Annotated in this window: 18 protein-coding genes, 1 tRNA gene and 1 pseudogene; 16 read left to right on the plus strand and 4 right to left on the minus strand. The window is 61.9% G+C overall.

The features are described 5' to 3' along the window. Positions 1-8 precede the first annotated feature (8 nt). Together JF290_RS08850 and JF290_RS08855 are read right to left on the minus strand one after the other, a co-directional pair. On the minus strand, positions 9-818 hold the full coding sequence (locus tag JF290_RS08850; protein ID WP_199024493.1) for an SDR family NAD(P)-dependent oxidoreductase: 810 nt from the start codon (positions 816-818) through the stop codon (positions 9-11). 18 nt (positions 819-836) lie between these two features. Then, entirely contained in the window at positions 837-2,585 is a 1,749-nt protein-coding gene (locus JF290_RS08855; RefSeq protein ID WP_199024494.1) for an ABC transporter substrate-binding protein, read from the minus strand. Between the two features lie 301 nt (positions 2,586-2,886). Between JF290_RS08855 and JF290_RS08860 the strand changes: the two genes are divergently transcribed. The 8 genes from JF290_RS08860 (at position 2,887) to JF290_RS08895 (ending at position 10,756) form a co-directional block, all read left to right on the plus strand. Beyond that, positions 2,887-3,846, plus strand: coding sequence for a sugar ABC transporter substrate-binding protein (locus JF290_RS08860; RefSeq protein WP_199024495.1), 960 nt, complete (start codon positions 2,887-2,889; stop codon positions 3,844-3,846). 81 nt (positions 3,847-3,927) lie between these two features. Continuing rightward, positions 3,928-4,725 carry an SDR family oxidoreductase gene (locus JF290_RS08865; protein WP_199024643.1) on the plus strand — a complete coding sequence of 266 codons (798 nt, stop codon included), beginning with the start codon at positions 3,928-3,930 and terminating at the stop codon, positions 4,723-4,725. Between the two features lie 69 nt (positions 4,726-4,794). Continuing rightward, complete coding sequence (locus JF290_RS08870; protein WP_199024496.1) at positions 4,795-5,769, plus strand: ABC transporter permease; 975 nt, start codon at positions 4,795-4,797, stop codon at positions 5,767-5,769. A 15-nt stretch (positions 5,770-5,784) separates the two neighbouring features. Continuing rightward, the gene (locus tag JF290_RS08875) at positions 5,785-6,786 is read left to right on the plus strand and encodes an ABC transporter permease (RefSeq protein WP_199024497.1); all 1,002 of its coding nucleotides are present in this window, start codon (positions 5,785-5,787) and stop codon (positions 6,784-6,786) included. After that, complete coding sequence (locus JF290_RS08880; protein ID WP_199024498.1) at positions 6,783-8,294, plus strand: sugar ABC transporter ATP-binding protein; 1,512 nt, start codon at positions 6,783-6,785, stop codon at positions 8,292-8,294. The genes JF290_RS08875 and JF290_RS08880 overlap by 4 nt, the downstream gene beginning before the upstream one ends. Beyond that, entirely contained in the window at positions 8,294-9,163 is an 870-nt protein-coding gene (locus tag JF290_RS19770) for an NAD(P)-dependent oxidoreductase (RefSeq protein WP_199024499.1), read from the plus strand. The genes JF290_RS08880 and JF290_RS19770 overlap by 1 nt, the downstream gene beginning before the upstream one ends. Next, positions 9,160-9,870 (plus strand): ThuA domain-containing protein, encoded by a 711-nt coding sequence (locus JF290_RS08890; protein WP_199024500.1) that lies wholly within the window; start codon positions 9,160-9,162, stop codon positions 9,868-9,870. Before JF290_RS19770 ends, JF290_RS08890 begins: the two co-directional genes overlap by 4 nt. Positions 9,871-9,898: 28 nt before the next feature. Beyond that, a complete protein-coding gene (locus JF290_RS08895) occupies positions 9,899-10,756 on the plus strand; it encodes a fumarylacetoacetate hydrolase family protein (protein WP_199024644.1) in 858 nt (285 codons plus the stop codon). Between the two features lie 96 nt (positions 10,757-10,852). On the opposite strand, the pseudogene JF290_RS08900 reads toward JF290_RS08895, so the two are convergent. Together JF290_RS08900 and JF290_RS08905 are read right to left on the minus strand one after the other, a co-directional pair. Then, positions 10,853-11,790 (minus strand): annotated as a pseudogene (locus JF290_RS08900) (integrase core domain-containing protein). Positions 11,791-12,113: 323 nt separating this feature from the next. Continuing rightward, positions 12,114-12,203, minus strand: a tRNA-Ser gene (locus JF290_RS08905). Positions 12,204-12,324: 121 nt separating this feature from the next. On the opposite strand from JF290_RS08905, the gene JF290_RS08910 reads away from it, so the two are divergent. The 8 genes from JF290_RS08910 to JF290_RS08945 all read left to right on the plus strand — a co-directional run bounded on the left by JF290_RS08910 (position 12,325) and on the right by JF290_RS08945 (position 18,575). Continuing rightward, complete coding sequence (locus tag JF290_RS08910) at positions 12,325-13,176, plus strand: DUF2059 domain-containing protein (RefSeq protein WP_425503945.1); 852 nt, start codon at positions 12,325-12,327, stop codon at positions 13,174-13,176. Next, positions 13,176-13,991: a DUF2059 domain-containing protein gene (locus JF290_RS08915; RefSeq protein WP_199024501.1), complete on the plus strand. Its 816-nt coding sequence runs from the start codon at positions 13,176-13,178 to the stop codon at positions 13,989-13,991. The genes JF290_RS08910 and JF290_RS08915 overlap by 1 nt, the downstream gene beginning before the upstream one ends. Positions 13,992-14,175: 184 nt before the next feature. Continuing rightward, positions 14,176-14,817: a 50S ribosomal protein L21 gene (locus tag JF290_RS08920; protein WP_199024502.1), complete on the plus strand. Its 642-nt coding sequence runs from the start codon at positions 14,176-14,178 to the stop codon at positions 14,815-14,817. 11 nt (positions 14,818-14,828) lie between these two features. Then, positions 14,829-15,098 (plus strand): 50S ribosomal protein L27, encoded by a 270-nt coding sequence (gene rpmA / locus JF290_RS08925; RefSeq protein ID WP_199024503.1) that lies wholly within the window; start codon positions 14,829-14,831, stop codon positions 15,096-15,098. A gap of 79 nt (positions 15,099-15,177) precedes the next feature. Continuing rightward, complete coding sequence (locus tag JF290_RS08930) at positions 15,178-15,786, plus strand: LysE family translocator (protein ID WP_199024504.1); 609 nt, start codon at positions 15,178-15,180, stop codon at positions 15,784-15,786. Then, positions 15,783-16,319: a GNAT family N-acetyltransferase gene (locus JF290_RS08935; RefSeq protein ID WP_199024505.1), complete on the plus strand. Its 537-nt coding sequence runs from the start codon at positions 15,783-15,785 to the stop codon at positions 16,317-16,319. Before JF290_RS08930 ends, JF290_RS08935 begins: the two co-directional genes overlap by 4 nt. A gap of 178 nt (positions 16,320-16,497) precedes the next feature. Beyond that, the gene (locus JF290_RS08940; protein ID WP_233155223.1) at positions 16,498-17,796 is read left to right on the plus strand and encodes a hypothetical protein; all 1,299 of its coding nucleotides are present in this window, start codon (positions 16,498-16,500) and stop codon (positions 17,794-17,796) included. Further along, complete coding sequence (locus tag JF290_RS08945) at positions 17,793-18,575, plus strand: COG3904 family protein (protein ID WP_199024506.1); 783 nt, start codon at positions 17,793-17,795, stop codon at positions 18,573-18,575. The genes JF290_RS08940 and JF290_RS08945 overlap by 4 nt, the downstream gene beginning before the upstream one ends. Positions 18,576-18,694 lie beyond the last annotated feature (119 nt).

Below are 18,694 nucleotides of genomic sequence, written 5' to 3' on the forward strand. Positions count from 1 at the left end.
TCAGCGGGCTACTGGATGCACCAACCGCCGTCGATATGGACCATCTGGCCCGTCATGTAGTCGCTGTCGTCGCTGGCGAGGAAAGACGCCGTGCCGACGATGTCCTTGGGATAGGACACGCGCTTGATCTGAAGCGCATCGCGAACGATGTCGTCATAGGCCTGACCTTCTCGCTCTTTGAAGCCGATGTCGACAAGGTCCTTGTCAAGCTGTTCCCACAGGGGGGTCACCACGACACCGGGGGCATAGCCATTCACCGTGATGTTGTGTTCGGCAAGCCCGATCGCGCCGCAATGGGTCAGCGCCAGACAGCCGTATTTCGAGGTGCAGTAGACGGTCACATCGACGAGCGGCTTGCGCGATGCGATGGAGCCGACATTGATCAGCTTGTAGGGATGGTCCTCCATCGCGCCTTGCTTGATCATCTGACGCGCGGTCTCCTGCATGCCCAGCCACATCGCCTTGGTGTTGACGTTCATGATCATGTCCCAGTTGTCTTCGTCGATATCCATGAAGAACCGGGGTTTGTTCAGGCCTGCATTGAAGAGACCAACGTTGATCGATCCGAACGCATCTACGGTCGCGGCCACGGCGGCTGCGTTGTCTTCGCGTTTGGTGACGTCCATCCTGACGGCGATGGCGCGGCCGTTGCCTGCGCCGCTGATTGCTTCGGCGACCTCTTTCGCCGCGTCAAGATCAAGGTCCCCAACGCACACATTCGCCCCTTGCGCGGCGAAGGCTTCGGCATTGGCCGCGCCCATGCCACGTGCGGCACCGGTGATCAGAATATTTTTACCTCTCAGGCGATTGGGGTCCATGGTCTCTCCTCCCAGAAATTAAGGCGTCCCGTGTGTTCGGATCAGCGCATCGGCCCGGGACTGGGCCTTGCGCAAAGCGTCGCGCGGGGATGTGAGCCCGCGCAGCATGTCGTGGAATTCTTCCCCGCAGACCTGAATGATGCCGCCGATTTCCGGCACTGGCGGGCGCGGCCAGAATTGCAGTTCGTCGCGCCAGGACATCGCGTCCACGGCTTCGAAGATCGACGAAGCGCGGCGGACATCGGGATCGGATGCCACCGAGTAGCGCGGATTGGTGCGGCTTCCGTTCTGCACGTAGAGTTTCTGCGCTTCGGGCGAGGCGAAAACGGTCAAGGCCTCGACCGCGGCCGGTACGCGGTCCGGCGGCAGGTTTGCGGGGATGCCCATGACATAGCCGCCCACAGGCGCAACCGGACTGGCGTTTGGTCCGGCCGGGTGCGGCAAATACCCGGTCTGGCCACAGGCCGGCGAGCTTTCGTCTAGTTCGAAGTATGGGGCGAGGAGCGTATAGCCATAGGCCATCGCGATATTGCCCGCCGCATAGGGGCGCACGCGTTCGTACCACGACATCGACAGGATATCGGGTGGCGAGTATTTCAGAAGCTCAATCAGGAATTTCGCAGCTTGCAGACCTGCCTCGGTGTCGATCGTGGCGCGATAGGTTCTTTCGGCCAGGTGCGTGGTGTCAAAACCACCGGCGTTTTCCGGCAGATCAAGAATGGGCTGACCGAAATCGGCGATGGTCATCAGCACGGTGTGACCAAGGGCCGTGCCCCGCGCGGCGTTCCACGCGATGCCGTAGCGCCCACGCCGTGGTTCGTGAAGCACGCGTGCGGCGTCGAGCAACGCGTCCGTGGTCGCAGGAGGTTCCAGGCCGGCCTTGGCAAAGAGGTCCCGGCGATAGAACAGCAGTTCGGGGGTCGTCTGCGCGGGCACGCCATAGGCGCGCCCACCCCAGTGCGCCGCCATCCAGCCCGCGGTGTGGAAGTCCGCGGGATCGAGCCGTGCCAGGTCCATGATTTCGTCAAGCGGCATCAGAACCTGTTTTTCTGCAAACTCCCCGATCCAGGGCAGATCGACCGCAATGATGTCGTAGCGGCTGGTCTCACGCTGCGCGTTGCGCAGCGCCTCTTCACGCAGCCGGTCGATGGAAAAGGCGCGCTGACTGATGTCCGTGCCGATGACCTGTTCGAACTGTCGCTTGAGGTTGTCCATAACCATGAAGGTCGGGTCGCCGTGGACGAGAACGCGGATGCCGCCCGGTACTTTCAGCCGCGCTTTGCGGACACGAAGCGGGGGGATGGATTTGGCGGCGGCGTAGCTTCCCCCAAAATAATAGTCCCGCGTGCCTTGATCGTCGGTCTCACCGCCGAAGCACGTTTCGGCCAGCCGGCGTATACGTCCGGACAGTTGCATCCATTGCGCCAGAAGCCTTTCGCTGGGATGCATGGAAAAACTCTTGCCGGTCTTCGTGCGGGGACGCTGCTCGATCAGCCCGTCCTCGATCATTTCCTTCATGCGGCGATTGGCCGTCGCATAGGGCACCCGGCTGGCGCTGATCAATGATGTGGGTGTGATGGTCTTTGCTTCGAAATGGCCCTGCAACAGATGCAAGGCCATGCGCAGATGTGCGTTCGGCGCGATGATATCGAGCGCGCCTTCCAGCTCATCGCTGAATTCCTCCAGAAAGGACAAGATCTCGAGCGTCTCGGTTTGCGCTTGTGGCGAAACCGGTCTGGCCTGTCTATGTCCTGTCATGGCATTCATCTTGGCGTTGCGCCTTTTCCCTGCGTTCGGCCGCCTTGTCGCGGCAGCTTTATCCGACTTGGATAATTTCTGACGGTGCATGGACCGCTCCCCTCAAAATGTTCAATATGGCTTTCAGAGCGTACCACCCATTTGTCCAAAATGGATTTTTTATTATCCAAAGTGGACAAGATTGATGCGTTGCCGCCGCGGCAACCCCTGCACAGTAGCTGTCAGTCGCTCGGAGATCCGAGTGGTGGTGGACGCCTGGGAGGGGCGTCTGGACACAAGAAGAAATGTCATCACCCGGGAGGAGACCCAGATGAAAATTCGCAATATTCTTGCAGCATCCACAGCCGCCGTGGCACTGGTCGGCGCCACCTGTGCGACCGGCGCGGAAACGATGAAAATCGGCATCACCCAGAACAATGTCGGCGTCGACAGCTACCAGACCACCTATGAAAAGGCCTTCATCGCCGCCGCCGAGGCGAACGATGCGGTCGAAGCGGTTGTTCTGGATGCCGGCGGCGACGTGGCCCGCCAGATCGCGCAGATGGAAGACCTGATCCAGCAGGAAGTCGACGCCATCATCATCTGGCCGACGAATGGTGAGGCGGTGATCCCGGCCGTCCGCAAGGCGCACCAGGCCGGTATTCCGGTTATCGTCACCAATTCGAACATCGCCGAAGCCGGCTTTGACTTCGTCAAGTCGTTCTCTGGGCCGGACAACATCACCCAGGGGTCGCGCTCGGCCGAGATCATGTGCGACAAGTTCAAGGACATGGGCATCGAGGACGAGGCGCAGGTGGTGCACATCACCGGCCAGCCGGGCTATACCACGGCCATCGAACGCGCCAAGGGATTTGAGGACCGCCTGCCTGAGGTCTGCCCGAACGTGACCGTGGTCGACACTCAGCCGGGGGATTGGAACCGCGAGAAGTCGCAGCAGGTCATGGAAGCCTTTCTCGTCAAGTATGACGACATTGACGGCGTTTATGCCGGTGATGACAACATGGGCGTCGGTGCATTGAACGCGGCCAAGGCCGCGGGCCGAGACGGCATCATCTTTGTCGGCGCCACCAATTTCGCCGTCGGCTACGAGGCAATGGCAGCAGGCGACTACTGGGGATCGATCTACCAGTCCCCGGTCGATGACGCCGAGGCCGCATTGAAGACGGCGATCGACGTGCTGAATGGCGAGGACGTGCCGTTCCTCAATTACTTCGACACGCCCAAGATCACGCAGGACAATATGGGCGAATTCACCAAGCCGGTGTTCTGAGGATCCTCCCGCATGCGGGGTGTGGCATCGTCTGCGCCCCGCATGATTGTTTTCCACTTCAGTTTTTCAGGGAGATGCGGCATGGGACGTGTTTCTGACCGTGTCTGCATCGTGACAGGCGCCGCACAGGGCATTGGTCGAGCCATAGGAGAAGCCCTGCTCGATGAGGGGGCGAAGGTCTGTTTCGCCGATATCAATGGCGAGAAGGTGGCCGAGGTCGCCCAGGGCAATCGCAGCCGGATGAACGGGCGCGCCGATGCCGTCACCTGGGCACAAGTGGATGTCACCAATCGCGACCAGGTGCGGGCCATGGTGGCCCACACGGTTGAAACCTTCGGCAGGCTGGACGTTAAGTTCAACAATGCCGGCGTGAACAAGCCGATGAACTTCATGGACGTGACCGAGGACAATTGGAACTTCATCATGGGCGTCAACGGGCTCGGCTGCATGATCGGCATGCAGGAAGCCGCGCGCCAGATGATCGCGCAGGGAACCGGCGGCAAGATCATCAACACCGCCTCTATCGCCAGCAGGCAGGGCTTTGACAACGTCGCCCCCTACTGTGCCTCGAAATTCGCGGTCGTGTCGCTGACGCAATCGGCGGCACGAGACCTGGCGAAGCATGATATCACCGTCACGGGTTTTGCCCCCGGCGTTGTCGCGACCGAGATGTGGGAACAGGTCGATCAGGACCTGGTAGACATCGGCGCCGCGGAACGGCCCGGGCAGGCGATGGAAGAATTTTCGGCCGAGATCCTGAAAGGCCGCGTGGCAACGCCGCAGGATGTTATCGGAACCACGACCTATCTCGCCTCAAGGGATAGCGATTACATGACCGGTCAAATTGTCATGATCGATGGAGGAATGACCTTGGTCTGACACCGCGCCGCGAGGGCGCGATGCGTGTCCGGGACATAACAGAACGCCAACGACCTTAGGGAGGGCATCATGGCCACACTGACCAAACAACAGATCGGCGGCGTTCTGGCCAAGCAGGGAATCCTGATTGCCTTTGCCGTGTTCATCATCGCCTTCACACTCGCCAATCCGAAATTCCTGTCTGTCGACAACGTTTTCAGCGTCGTGCGGTCGTCGGCCATTCTGGGCGTCATGGCGATAGGGGTCACCTTTGTCGTGATCAGCGGCAATCTCGATCTGTCGGTGGGGTCGATGATGTCGTTCTCGACCATCGTGGTGCTGGATCTGCACGACAAGATCGGCCCGTTGCTCGCCATTCCGGCCATGTTCGGCATGACCTTGTGCCTTGGGGCGTTCATCGGGTTCCTGGTCGGGTATTTGAGGCTGAATTCCCTGATTGTCACCCTTGGCATGCTGTCGGCCATTCACGGGCTTACCCTGACCTATTCCGGTGGTCAGAACATGGACATCGCTGACAAGGAAGGCACGTGGTTCAGCGTCTTTGGACAGGGCACGGCGCTTGGCATTCCCGTCCCGATCCTGATCTTCGCGGGGCTTGCGGCGTTGCTGGGCCTCGTGCTCGCGAAAACCGCCTTTGGTCGAAAGGTCTATGCCGTCGGCGGCAACGGCACCGCTGCGACGTTCTCGGGCATCAAGCGCGCGCGCACCGTCTTCACCTGCTACATCATCTCGGCCGCCTGCGTAGCGACCGCCGGGCTGATCCAGGCCAGCCGGTCGCTGGGGTCGCAGAACACCGTGGGTCAGGGGCTCGAACTCGAAGTCCTGGCGGCCGTCATTCTGGGGGGCGCGTCGCTTCTTGGCGGATCCGGCACGATCTTCAAGACCGTCATCGGTGTGCTGATCCTCGGGTTCATTCAGAACGGTCTGCTGCTTCTGGGATTGCAATTCTACGTCCAGTTCATCGTGACCTGGATCATCATCATCCTTGCTGTCTGGCTCGATATCGCAGCCAAGCGTGGCAAGCTTTTGTCGCCAATCGCGTAAGAGGGAGCGGGAACCATGCAACCGGGTGCACTGTCCAAGGCGCTGAAGAACGGCGCGATCTGGGGCTTCATTATTCTCGAATTGATCTTCTTCAGCGTGGCTGGCGAATATCTGTCGCTGTCTGACAAGGCCTTCATGGATTACGACAACATGCTGTTGTTGCTCAAGCAGTCGGCACCGATCGGCATTATCGCCATGGGCATGACCATTGTAATGGTGAACGGCAATATCGATCTGAGCGTCGGCGCCACCTATGCCATTGCTGCCATCATCCTGCTGGACAGCATGACCTGGCCGGTCTTCGCGGGTCTCGGCGATTGGGTTATCCCCGTGGCCTGCCTTCTGGCACTTGCAGTGGGGACGCTTCTGGGGGCGCTGAACGGTCTGATCGTTTGGAAAACCGGCGTGGACGCCTTTATCGTGACGCTCGGCTCGATGCTGGGCTTTCGGGGAATCGTCTTCATGTTCAACGGTGAGAACCCGACCAGTCACCTGAACTGGACGTTGGTCGATTTCGCCGAAGCCGAGTTCCTGGGGCTCGCCACGGCATCCTGGTTCCTGCTGGCGATGACCCTGGTGATCTGGTTCGTCATGGCCAAGACGGTGCATGGTCGAAACGCCTATGCCATCGGCGACAATCGCGAGGCGGCCGTGAATGCGGGTATCCGTGTCGGGCCGCACATGATGATCAACTTCGCCATCATCGGCTTTCTGGCGGCTCTGTCCGCGGTGGTGTTCTACTCTGAATCCGGATCGGTGAACCCGAATGACGGCCAGCTCTACGAGCTTTGGGTCATCACGGCGGTTGTGCTGGGGGGCACCAAGATCACCGGCGGCGCGGGCAGCGTCATCGGCACCTTCGGTGGCGTCATCGCGATTCAGCTTCTGCGCAAGGGGCTCGGCCATATCGGGGCGGATACATCGACCGTGAATCTCGTGATCGGCCTGATCCTGATCGCAGTACTGGTTCTTGACCGGCAACTGAATGTCAAAGGCAAAGAGGAGTTGAAGGTATGACCGGCGCGAAACCCGTTCTGCACCTTGACGATATCGTCAAGACCTTTCCCGGCGTGCGAGCGTTGGACGGAGTGTCCTTTTCGGTCATGCCGGGCGAAGTTCACGCGCTGATGGGCGAAAACGGTGCCGGGAAATCGACGCTGATGAAAGTGCTCGGCGGCATCTACCAACCCGATGGCGGCGCGATCTTCATGGGCGACGACAAGGTGGTCATGGCCGGGCCGCTCGAGGCGAAAGCCAAGGGCATCGTCTTCATCCACCAGGAACTGAGCCTTGCAGAAGAACTGAGCGTTGCGGAAAACATCTATCTCGGGGAACTGCCGCGAAAGAGCTTTGGCCGCGTCGATTGGATGAGACTGGCGGAGAGTACGAATGCGATCCTGAAAAAGCTGAATGTCGGGTTCGACGCCACTACCCGTGTCGGCGACCTGTCCATCGCCAACCAGCAGATGGTCGAGATCGCCCGCGCCCTGACCGTGGACGCCAAGGCGGTGATCTTTGATGAACCGACGGCATCCCTGACCGATGCGGAAAAGGTCGTGTTGTTCGACGTGATTTCCGATCTCAAATCCGAAGGAGTGGGGATCATTTACATCTCGCACAGGATGGAGGAGATCTTCAAGATCACCGACCGCATCTCGATCCTGCGGGACGGGCAGTACCAGGGCACCGTGGCAACGGCGGAGACGGACGAGGAAGCCGTCACCCAGATGATGATCGGGCGCACGCTCGACCTCAGCCGGAACGCGTCGCATCACGAATTGGGTGATGTTGCGCTCGAAGTGCGCGGACTGAGTTGCGGCAAGCTTTACCAGGACGTGAGTTTCACCGTCCGACGCGGCGAGGTTGTCGGCTTTTACGGCCTTGTCGGTGCGGGTCGGACCGAGATCGCCGAAACGCTGTTCGGATTGCGTGATCCTTCTGGCGGGCAGATCCTGCTTGATGGCGAAGAGGTCCGTATCCACTCCCCCGCTGACGCGATCAAGCGCGGCATCAGCCTTGTGCCCGAAGACCGCAAGGGACAGGGGCTCGTGCTCGGGATGAATTGCCGGGACAACATGACCTTGCCGCAGGTGGATGATCTGAAAGCCGGACCGTTCATCGCCGAAGGTGCCGAGATCGCGATTTTCGACCAGTATCGTGACAGGCTGGATATCCGCACACCGGGTTGGAAACAGCAGGTGGGCAATCTGTCCGGCGGCAACCAGCAGAAGATCGTCATCGGCAAATGGCTGTCCATGCATCCCAACGTGCTGATTGTCGACGAACCCACGCGCGGCATCGATGTGGGCAGCAAGTCAGAGATCCACAAACTGCTGCGCGAGCTGGCGGCGCAGGGCTATGCGGTGATGGTCATCAGTTCCGAGATGCCCGAGGTGCTGCACGTCTCGGACCGGATCGTGGCCGTGTATTCCGGGCGGATCATGCGGACGTTTACATCCGAAGAGGTGACCGAGGACAACCTGATCCAAGCCATCTCGGGCATCAAGTCCGGACAAGCCGCGTGATGCGGATCGGCTTTGCCGGACTTGGCCGAATGGGCGCGGCCATGGCGCGCAACATCGCAGCCGCGGGATTCGATCTGACTGTCTGGAACCGCACCGAAACCAAGGCGCGTGTGTTTGCGAGCCAGACCGGAGGCGCCGTCGCAAAGACACCGAGCGATCTGGCAGAAAGCTGCGATGTCGTGATCAGCATGCTGGCGGACGATGCCGCATCCGAGGATTTTCACCTGGGTGCGAGAGGGGTCTTTGCGTCAAATGCGCCGTCCTTTGTGGTGGTGATGGGCACGATGAGTCCGGATCACATTAGCGCCCTCGTAGATGCCGCACCTGAAGGAACCATCGTCATCGACGCGCCGGTTTCGGGCGCGACGCAAGCGGCACGTGATGCGCAATTGCTGATCATGGCCGGGTGTACGGCACACAACGGTGCGGTCCTTGCACCTCTGTTCGACGCGATGGGGAAACGCACCGTCTTTCTCGACCGGACCGGTGCTGGTGCGATCATGAAACTTGCGGTCAATGCCCTGATCCACGGACTGAACCAGACTGTATCCGAGGCGCTGAGCCTCACGGACAAGGCCGGGATCGCGACGGAACTGGCTTTCGATGTGATCGAAGCCAGCGCTGCCGCCGCGCCGATGCTGTCCTACCGTCGCCCGCTCTATCTGGATGATCGGGCGCATGAGGTCACCTTCACCGTCGCGCTGGCACGCAAGGACATGGAGATCACGGCGGCGCTGGCGCGCGGTCTGGGTGCGGCCTTCCCGCAAGGGCGCGAAACCCTCGCGCGTCTGCAGGATGCCGAAGTGCGTGGCTACGGCCAACGGGACATGGCCGCGATGCGCGATTACATGCGAAAGGAAAGCCAATGAAGGCGGCTTTATTTGTTGGCGGATGGGAGGGCCATGCGCCGACCGCATTTGCAGACTGGTACCAGGCGCTCCTCGAAGACAACGGTTTTGACGTCGATGTCTACGACACGATGGAGCCCCTTCAACGCCCTTCGGATCTCGCCGATGTGGACCTGATCACGCCGATCTGGTCCTCGGCCCGCTCTGGCCACCGCACCGAATTCGGCAACATGACCAAGCCGCAGGAAGACGGGCTTCTCAAGTTGATCGGCGATGGCTGTGGGATCGCGGGCTGGCATGGACACATGGGCGACGCGTTTCGTGACCGGCCTACCTATCATTTCCTCATCGGTGGCCAGTTCGTCGCCCACCCGCCCGGCTGGCCCGACAACCTGCAACCGCGCGAGGACTACATCGACTATAATGTGACGATCTGCAAACCCGACGATCCTATCGTGCATGGAATCAAGAGCTTCCGGTTGAGATCAGAGCAATATTACATGCTGGTCGATCCCTCCAACGAGGTTCTGGCCACCACGACCTTTTCCGGCGACCACCTGTGGTGGATCGAGGGCACGGTTATCCCGGTCGTCTGGAAACGGCGCTGGGACAAGGGCCGCGTCTTCTACTGCTCCATCGGTCATGAACTTGATGATCTAAAACTGCCGCAGGTCACAGAAATCATCCGACGTGGCAGCCTCTGGGCTGCCGCAGGCCATTCCGAATGAAATCACACTGCGAAGGGAACGACAGCCAATGAAACTTCTCCGTTATGGCGTACCGGGTGCCGAAAGGCCCGGAGTGCTTGACAGCTCTGGGCGTGTTCGTGACTTGTCCGGATGCATCCCGGATATCGCTGGCGAGGCCCTTCGCCCCGCCGGCCTGGACGCTTTGCGGCAGATCGACATCGAAACGCTGCCCGTGGTGGACGGCACGCCGCAGGATGATCTGCGCCTCGGGCCTTGCGTGGGCGCCATCGGCAAATTTGTCTGCATTGGCCTGAACTACGCCGACCACGCCGAAGAGGCAGGGATGCCGATCCCCGAAGAACCGATCATCTTCAACAAGTGGACCTCAGCGATCATTGGCCCGAATGATCCGATCCAAGTACCCCGCGGATCGCGGAAAACCGATTGGGAGGTGGAACTGGGCGTCGTGATCGGGGAACCGGGGTCATATATCGATGAGGCCGACGCGATGGCACATGTCGCCGGCCTCTGTGTTGTCAACGACGTCTCGGAACGCGAATTCCAGATCGAGCGGGCGGGCACATGGGACAAGGGCAAGGGCTGCGACACGTTCGGACCGACGGGTCCGTGGCTGGTGACACTGGATGAAATCCCCGACATCGACGGGCTGGACATGTGGTTGGATGTGGATGGTGAGCGCATGCAAACAGGCTCGACCGCGACGCTGATCTTCAAGATCCCGCACCTGGTGTCCTATTGCAGCCAATTCATGAGCTTGCAGCCAGGGGATGTGATCTCCACCGGTACGCCTCCGGGTGTCGGTATGGGCCAGTCTCCGCAGCGCTATCTGCACGGGGACGAGGTTGTCACACTGGGGATCGCCGGTCTGGGTGAGCAGAGATCGAAGGTTCTACCGGATGGCTGAGTTGGACCCGGCGATTTGGCCAGCAGTCAGCTGTCAGCTGGAAAAGCCCATTGGCCTTCGAAGCTCAGGCTGCTTAAATGAGAAACCGGAGCGGCATCAGAACGTGACAGGTCCAATCCAGACTTTGCAGACACAATCATAAGGCGTGAGACCGCTGAGGGTCTTGAGCCTTCGAGCGAAATTGTAGTCAGCCATGAAGTCCGCGAGATGGGTGCGGAGCTGATCATGGTTGTCGTCGTGGAAGCGCTTGACAGTCGCGTCCCTGATCGTGCGATTCATCCGTTCGACCTGGCCGTTGGTCCGAGGATGATTGGGTTTTGTGGGCCGGTGCTCGAGCCGATTGGCTTCACAGTTCATGTCAAAGCGCATCTGCCGGGAGTAGGCGGTGTTGCGGTTCCGGGTCTGCTCGGCGAACTGGATGCCCCTCGCCATTATCTCTCGGACCAATGGCTCGATCGGTCAGGATCGTGTGGATACGATATGGAACGGCCTTGAGCAGATGCACCAGGAACTACCACGCTGTCCGCCTTTTCAACGAGTTGGGTGACCGCGAACCTACTGGTTCGGTCAATGGCGACGAATAGTCTGAGCTTGCCCTCGGCTGTCTGCACTTCGGCGATACACATATGAAAGATGCCAATTGGATAGCGTTTGAACCACTTACGCTTCGGTTGGTTCCCTTCGACCTCAGGCAAGCGCGAGATGCCATGACGTCGAAGGCACCGATGTAGCGCGGAACGTGTCAGGTGCGGGACCGACAGTTGCAAGGCGTAGAGGCGATCATCGAGCGGTAGCCGCGTTTGCCGACGGAACCAGACGATCATGGCTTCTTCCTCTTCGCTCGGAACACTTGAACGCGGCTCCTTGGGCTCAGTCTTGCGGTGCTTGTTCGTCTCGCGTTTGCGCCACTTCGCGACCGTCCTCGTGTTGATCCCGAGGTCCCGGCTTAGCGCCGCGGTCGAAGCTTGCGATCGCTGTATCGCAGCTCTGACGGCGTGCGTGGTCGTTGTGAAGCCGTGGCGAACTTGTCCCATAGTGCTTCCTTCCATTCCTGTGAAAGGATCACACCATCAATCCGTGGGATCAAACACCTAGCCTTCCGAGCTTACGTTTTGATGCAAGTGCAGAATGCTGTACACAAAATTTTCCACCATGTATCATCTACAAAGTGGCGACGTTCAGTTCTCTAAGAGCAAGAATGTTCTATCAGGAAATTGATGTCCCGGTGCGATCCCGTGTTGAGCATTCGGGCAAAAAACAGAGGGTTCGATCCGCACATTCGATCGGTAGTTTGTTGGTCGGAGAATTTTTCTACATCAATATTATACTTTAAAAAGCAATTGTTCGTTTGACAAATTGGCGGAGAGACAGGGATTCGAACCCTGGGACCCCGTGAAGGGTCAACGGTTTTCGAGACCGCCCCGTTCGACCACTCCGGCACCTCTCCGCGGGGGTCTGGGCGTTGCGTGTAATCGGGATTGTCGGGGCTGGCAAGACCGTTTTGGGCTGCATCCGCCAAAGCGTGAAATTCATTTGCCCGCCCTCGGAAAAGCCTTACGATCCTCCACATGCACACACGTCGTTTCATGACCCGCCCCCTTCTGCCACTGCTGCTGTTGTGGCTATGCCTGCAGATCGTGATGTCCGGTGCTGCAGGGGCGGCGGATCGGGACAGGATCAGGGCATTTCTCAACGTCACCGGCTTTGACGTGGCGCTGGACAGCATCGCGTTGTCGGCGGGGTCGGCTCCGGCGATGCTGGGGCTGGACGCGGAGGATTTCGGCGAGAGCTGGGAGCGCGTCACGGCCGAAGTGTTCGACACGAGCACGATGCGGGCTCTCGCGCTCGACATCCTCGAGGAGACGCTGACGGACGATCTTCTGAACCATGCTGCCGCGTTCTATGCGTCCGACCTTGGGCAGCGTCTGGTCGAAGCGGAGAACGCCTCGCACATGATCGAGGACGATGCCGGCAAGCAGGAGCAGGGCAAGCGGATCATTGCAGACCTCGTCGCCGAGGGGTCGCCGCGGGCGCAGATGCTGCAGCGCATGAACGGGGCGATCGACAGTTCCGGCACCAGCGTGCGCGCGCTGCAGGAGATCCAGTTCCGGTTCTTGCTGGCCGCGAGTGCGGCGGGGGTGGTCGATCTGAAGATGGATCCCGACGAGCTGCGCGCGATGTTCAAGTCGCAGGAACGCGAGATGCGGCGGCTGATCCAAATGTCCTCGATGGCGAGTGCGGCCTATACCTACCGGGATTTCTCGGACGCGGACGTGCAGGCCTATACCGAGGCGCTCGAGGAGCCTGAGATGAAGAGGGTGTATGAACTTCTGAACGCGGTGCAATACGAGGTGATGGCGAACCGGTTCGAAGTGCTGGCCGCGCGGATGGCCGAACTGCACCCGGGTCAGGACATCTGATGGGCGCGCTGCGCGCAGCCGCATTCGGAGTGGCGGCGCTGCTCGCGCTGCCGGCCGGTGCGGCGCCCGACATGGACCACCTGGCCGACGTGCTGAAGCTGGACGAGGTCATCGCCGTCATGCGCGAAGAGGGGCTGCGCTATGGCGAGTCGCTGGACGAGGACATGCTGGCCGGCACCGGGGGAGAGTATTTCCGCGATCGGGTCCGCGCGATCTACGATGCCGAGGCGATGTCTGGGGTGGTGCGTTCGGCGCTTGCGGATCAGATGGCGCCCGAGGATATCGCCGCCACCACGGCGTTCTTCGAATCCGATCTGGGCCAGCGCATCCTGACGCTGGAGAACGCGGCGCGCAAGGCGATGTCCGATCCCGCGGTCGAGGAGATCGCCCGTGCCAACCATGACGACCTCAGGGACAGCGACGATCCGCGCCTGGCGCAAGTGGCGCGCTTCGTCGAGGTGAACGAGCTGGTGGACCGCAACGTCGCCTCAGCGCTCAACTCAAACTACCATTTCTTTCGCGGCTTCGTCGATGGGGGCGGCGACAGGCTGTCGGACGACGAGATCCTGGCGCAAGTCTGGGCGCAGGAGACGGAGTTGCGCGAGGACACCGAGAACTGGCTGTTCGGTTTCCTGCTGATGGCCTACCGGCCGCTGACGGAGGACGAGCTGGACGCCTATATCGACTTCTCGGAAACAGAGTCAGGGCAGGTGCTGAACGGCGCGTTTTTCGAGGGGTTCGACGAGATGTATCGCACGATTTCCCATGCACTCGGCTTGGCCACCTCGGGGGCGTTGGACGGCAGCGACATCTGATCCCGAAAACGGTTGACAGGGCCGGATGATCCGACCATAAGCGCGCATCCCGGCCCGACGCATCGCGCCGGGTCTATTCGTCACTACGCCCACACACGGGCGCGCTGTTCGAGGTGACCCCGCCAGAGGGTCGCAACGCCCGGTTCCGGGGACCACAGAACGCGAGAGATAAAGGAAGAAGCGCATGTTTGCGGTCCTCAAGACCGGCGGCAAGCAGTATCGGGTTCAGGCGGGCGACACGCTCCGCGTCGAGAAACTGGCTGCTGACGCTGGCGAAACCATTCAGTTCAACGAGATCCTGATGCTGGGCGGCGACAGCCCGGTTGTCGGTGCGCCGCTGATCGACGGCGCGGGCGTCCAGGCCGAGGTCATCGACCAGGTCAAGGGCGAGAAGCTGATCCACTTCGTCAAGCGCCGCCGCAAGCACGGCAGCCAGCGCACCAAGGGCCACCGTCAGAAGCTGACCCTGATCAAGGTGACCGACATCCTGACCTCGGGTGCCGACAAGACCGGCGTCAAGGCCGCTGTCGGGGCCGGATCGGTGTCGTCCGTCGCTGTCGAGGCCGCGAAGCCCGCCAAGAAGGCCGCCGCGCCGAAAGCTGCGGAAAAGGCCGAGGCACCCGCCGGTGCGGATGACCTCAAGAAGCTGTCGGGCGTCGGTCCGGCGCTCGAGAAGAAGCTGCACGCCGCTGGCGTCACTTCCTTCGCCCAGATCGCGGCATGGACCGAGGCCGATGTTGCTGCTATTGACGAGCAACTGTCGTTCAAGGGCCGGATCGAGCGTGAAGGCTGGATCGAACAGGCCAAAGAGCTGGCCAAAGGCTAAGGAGAGAAAGCATGGCACACAAGAAAGCAGGCGGTTCCTCCCGTAACGGTCGCGACTCAGCAGGTCGCCGCCTTGGCGTGAAACTCTATGGCGGCCAGACCGCCATTCCGGGCAACATCATCGTGCGTCAGCGCGGCACCAAGTTCTGGCCGGGCGAGGGCGTTGGCCTGGGCAAGGATCACACCATCTTCGCGACGGCTGAAGGCAGCGTGACCTTCCACAAGGGCCTCAAAGGCCGTACCTTCGTATCGGTCCTGCCCGCGGCGGAGGCCGCCGAGTAAGCCGAAACCGGAGCTTAATGAAAAATTAAGGGGGATCGGCGAGAACCGCCGGTCCCCTTCTCTTTGCGCAGGAGCCGTCATGGCCGTCGCGACTGCCAGTTTCATCGTCTTCGCCGCCAGCCAGGTCGGCACGCCGGGCCCTGCCAACATGGCGCTGCTGGCGACGGGCGCGCGATTCGGCTTTCGCGCCGCGCTGCCGTTCGTGCTGGGCGTGGCGCTCGGCAAGCAACTGGTCATCTGGCCGGTGGGGCTGGGCCTGATGGAGCTGTCCAGCCGCGCGCCTTGGGTGTTCGAGACGCTCAAATGGGTGTCGGCGGCCTATATCTGCTGGCTGGCCTGGAAGGTTGCGAACCTGCGGCTCACGCAGGAGGGGGGAGACGTACAACCGCCGGGGTTCTGGGCCGGGCTGATCGTGCATCCGCTCAATCCCAAGGCCTGGGCGATGATCGTGACCGGATTCACCAGCTTCGTCGCGGCAGGCACGCCGCCGGTCGAGGCAACGGGGATCATCGCCGCGGTGCTGCTGGGTTGCCAGCTGCTGCTGCACCCGGTCTGGACCTTCGCGGGCGACCGGATCGCGGCGACCGTTGCGGGAACGCCGGCGGAAGCCTATCTCATGTGGACACTGGCCGCCCTTACGGTCCTGTCCGTGGTTTTTGTGTTGTTCGGAGGAGGGGCAAGCGCATGAAGCTGGACCAGATCATCAACCAACCCGTGATCGAGACGGAGCGGTTCGACCTGCGCCCGCTGCGCAGGTCCGACATGGGCCTGATCGAGATGTATGGCGGGGACGCGCGCGTGGCGCGGATGACCACGTCGATTCCGCATCCGTTGCCGCCCGGTGTTGCCGAGGCCTTCGTCGCCCGTGCCATGGCCGAGGAGCGCGACGAGGATATCTGGGCGATGGACGGCACCAAGTCCGGCGGTTCCGAGCTCATGGGCCTGATCTCGCTGGAAAAGATGGATCGCAACCAGTCCGAGGTCGGGTATTGGGTGGCGCCGCCGTTCTGGAACACCGGGCTCGCCTCGGATGCGGTGCAGGCGCTGGTCACGGCCAACCCGCTGGACAGCGCGACCATGTTCGCATCGGTCTTTCAGGACAACCCGGCCTCGGCGCGGGTGCTGACCCATTGCGGATTCCAGTATCTCGGCGATGCGGAGGGTTACTCGGTCGCGCGTGACACGACGGTGCCGACCTGGACCTACAGCAAGAAGCTCTGATACGCGCCCCGGGCAGCGATTCTGCGCCGATCCGCCATCACAACCGGCTGATTTGGCCCAGATTCCGATTTCATGCCTCTTGCGGATACCTATATGAACCGAACGTCGGTGGCGCGGAGCCGGGCCGAAAGCCCGTTCCGCGCCGTTGGCGTCGGATGGGTATCGCAAGGGGTGTGTCATGGTGGACGAACGCGGGCGGCTGACGGCCGAGGAAACGAAGGGGCTGCGCACTGCACGGGAGCTCGAAGGCCACCTCGCCTGGCTTGACACCTTCACCCCGGCAGCGCTCGGCGTTTTGGCCATCGCGTCGGGAATCTACACCTATCTCGGCGTGTCCTCGCTGCTGGAGGATAATGGCGCCGTGTCCTTCTTCGCAGCCGTCGCCTATTCGATCGCCGTGTCGGTCGGGATCTTCGTGTTCTGGAGCTATATCCTGCGATTGCTGCCCTCGATGCGCTCGGCGGCGGGCTTCATCGGGCTGACCGTGTCGACCATGGTCGGTTCCCTGGCGATCATCGCCATGTCGAGCTGGCTGAACGCCGCTGCGCTGGCCGGGGCGGCAGCGGTCGAGCAGCATCTGGAGAACACCGTGCGCGACTACCAGACCGCGGTGCAGCGCGCCCATGACATCGCGCTGAGCGGGCAGTCTCTGGGGCGCGAGGTCGAGCGGGCGCGGCGCAGCTTCGAGGATCTCGCGGCGCAGGAACAGTCGGGCGAATTGTCCGGCACGGCCGGGCGCGGCGCGGTGTTCCGCGTTTTGACCCAAAAGACCGAGGAACTGCGCGGGCTCGAAGAACAGATCGCTGCCCAGCAGCCGCTGATCGAAGAGGCCTTCCGCGAGGGCAACGATATCCTGTCGCGGATGCGCGAGCTTACCGTGGCCGCCGGGCCGGTCGATCAGCGCTCGGTGCGGTTTTCCGAGGAAAGCGTGCGCCTTGCCGGGGTGATCTCGCGGCTGAACCAGTACAACGTGGCGCCGCTGGTCGTGCGCGCCGCCGAGGACCTGCCGTCCTCGGTCGTCCTGCCCGAGCTGGACGGGCGCAACGCCAGCATCCGCGATGCGCAATCCGCCACGATCACCTCGGTCCTCGATGCGCTGGACCAGCGCAGCCGCACCCTGCAACGGGCTGCCGAGGAGGTGCTGGCGCTGGAGCCGCCGCTGGAGACCGCCTACAACCCGATCTCAAGCGCCGACGCCGTGATCCGCTATGCGGGCAATTTCGTGCCCTCCTGGGCCGGGGCCATCGCCATCGATCTGCTGCCCGCGGTGCTGGTCTTCGTGCTGGCGATCACCCAGTCGGCGATCCGCAACGGGCGCGATGGCATGGATATCGAACAGACGCTGACGCTGGCGGACCTCAAGGCGGCGATGAACGCGATGAAGGAGGTTGAGCTGACCATGGGCGCGGCGGATGCCGCGCGGCTTGAACGGGGCGAGCGTGCACCGGAGGGCGAGGCGCCGGGGAAATCGACATGAAGCCGGGCTTTCTTGAAGATCTCCACGTCAAGAAGGCGATCCGCTACGCGATGCTGTCGCAGGTGGCGCTGGCGGGGTTGCTGGTGCTGTTCCAGGTGTCGGAGCATTGGCCCGCGCTCGGCCCCGGGCAGCGCAGTGCACCCGCGACCGGTCCGGTCACGCCCGGCGACCAGCGGCGCGAATACCGCACCGACCGCCCGACGCCCGACCTGATGACGGGTCCGCCGGGAGCGGATTATCCGGGCGAATTTCCCGACCGGCTGGCCTTTCTGGACCGCGACGTCGATCCTTTCGGCGCGGTCCTGATGTTGAGCGGGCAGATCGCGCCGGGCGATGCCGACCGGTTCGAGCGGGAACTCGAGGCGCGCAGCAGCCTGCCGGAGCGCGTGGTCCTGCATAGTCCCGGCGGCAGTGTCGGCGACGCACAGGAGATCGGGCGAATGCTGCGCGCGCGCGAACTGTCCACTGCCGTTCTGGCGGGGGGCTATTGCGTGTCGGCCTGTCCCTATGTCCTCGCCGCCGGGATCGACCGGCAAGTGTCGGAAAGCGGCATCGTCGGGATGCACCAGCATTACTATGACGCCACGATGGTTCTGCCCGCGATGTTCGCGGTCAAGGACATCCAGTTCAGCCAGGGCGAGACGCTGCAATACCTGATCGACATGGGGATCGCACCGTCGCTGATGCTCTATTCGCTGCAGACTCCGCCCGAGGAGATCTATGCCCTGGTCCGCGACGAACTCCTGGAGACCGGGCTTGCGACCAGTGTCACCGACTGACGCCGTCTTGCCGGCTTGCCGCGTATCAAGTAGAGCCGGGCGCGGAACATCGGTTTCGTTCAACATTCCGACAGCGGGTCCCGTGTAGGGGTGCCGCGTCGGCGACACGGGGGCAGGGC

Origin of the sequence: Sedimentitalea arenosa, from assembly GCF_016428585.1 — a bacterium.
GTDB classification, from domain to species: domain Bacteria; phylum Pseudomonadota; class Alphaproteobacteria; order Rhodobacterales; family Rhodobacteraceae; genus Sedimentitalea; species Sedimentitalea arenosa.

What these genes read in the sequence shown, in the direction of transcription:
- JF290_RS08850 (WP_199024493.1), bottom strand. Translation starts at nt 818, where the DNA reads ATGGACCCCAATCGCCTGAGAGGTAAAAATATTCTGATCACCGGTGCC.
- JF290_RS08855 (WP_199024494.1), bottom strand. Translation starts at nt 2,585, where the DNA reads ATGAATGCCATGACAGGACATAGACAGGCCAGACCGGTTTCGCCACAA.
- JF290_RS08860 (WP_199024495.1), top strand. Translation starts at nt 2,887, where the DNA reads ATGAAAATTCGCAATATTCTTGCAGCATCCACAGCCGCCGTGGCACTG.
- JF290_RS08865 (WP_199024643.1), top strand. Translation starts at nt 3,928, where the DNA reads ATGGGACGTGTTTCTGACCGTGTCTGCATCGTGACAGGCGCCGCACAG.
- JF290_RS08870 (WP_199024496.1), top strand. Translation starts at nt 4,795, where the DNA reads ATGGCCACACTGACCAAACAACAGATCGGCGGCGTTCTGGCCAAGCAG.
- JF290_RS08875 (WP_199024497.1), top strand. Translation starts at nt 5,785, where the DNA reads ATGCAACCGGGTGCACTGTCCAAGGCGCTGAAGAACGGCGCGATCTGG.
- JF290_RS08880 (WP_199024498.1), top strand. Translation starts at nt 6,783, where the DNA reads ATGACCGGCGCGAAACCCGTTCTGCACCTTGACGATATCGTCAAGACC.
- JF290_RS19770 (WP_199024499.1), top strand. Translation starts at nt 8,294, where the DNA reads ATGCGGATCGGCTTTGCCGGACTTGGCCGAATGGGCGCGGCCATGGCG.
- JF290_RS08890 (WP_199024500.1), top strand. Translation starts at nt 9,160, where the DNA reads ATGAAGGCGGCTTTATTTGTTGGCGGATGGGAGGGCCATGCGCCGACC.
- JF290_RS08895 (WP_199024644.1), top strand. Translation starts at nt 9,899, where the DNA reads ATGAAACTTCTCCGTTATGGCGTACCGGGTGCCGAAAGGCCCGGAGTG.
- JF290_RS08910 (WP_425503945.1), top strand. Translation starts at nt 12,325, where the DNA reads ATGCACACACGTCGTTTCATGACCCGCCCCCTTCTGCCACTGCTGCTG.
- JF290_RS08915 (WP_199024501.1), top strand. Translation starts at nt 13,176, where the DNA reads ATGGGCGCGCTGCGCGCAGCCGCATTCGGAGTGGCGGCGCTGCTCGCG.
- JF290_RS08920 (WP_199024502.1), top strand. Translation starts at nt 14,176, where the DNA reads ATGTTTGCGGTCCTCAAGACCGGCGGCAAGCAGTATCGGGTTCAGGCG.
- rpmA (WP_199024503.1), top strand. Translation starts at nt 14,829, where the DNA reads ATGGCACACAAGAAAGCAGGCGGTTCCTCCCGTAACGGTCGCGACTCA.
- JF290_RS08930 (WP_199024504.1), top strand. Translation starts at nt 15,178, where the DNA reads ATGGCCGTCGCGACTGCCAGTTTCATCGTCTTCGCCGCCAGCCAGGTC.
- JF290_RS08935 (WP_199024505.1), top strand. Translation starts at nt 15,783, where the DNA reads ATGAAGCTGGACCAGATCATCAACCAACCCGTGATCGAGACGGAGCGG.
- JF290_RS08940 (WP_233155223.1), top strand. Translation starts at nt 16,498, where the DNA reads ATGGTGGACGAACGCGGGCGGCTGACGGCCGAGGAAACGAAGGGGCTG.
- JF290_RS08945 (WP_199024506.1), top strand. Translation starts at nt 17,793, where the DNA reads ATGAAGCCGGGCTTTCTTGAAGATCTCCACGTCAAGAAGGCGATCCGC.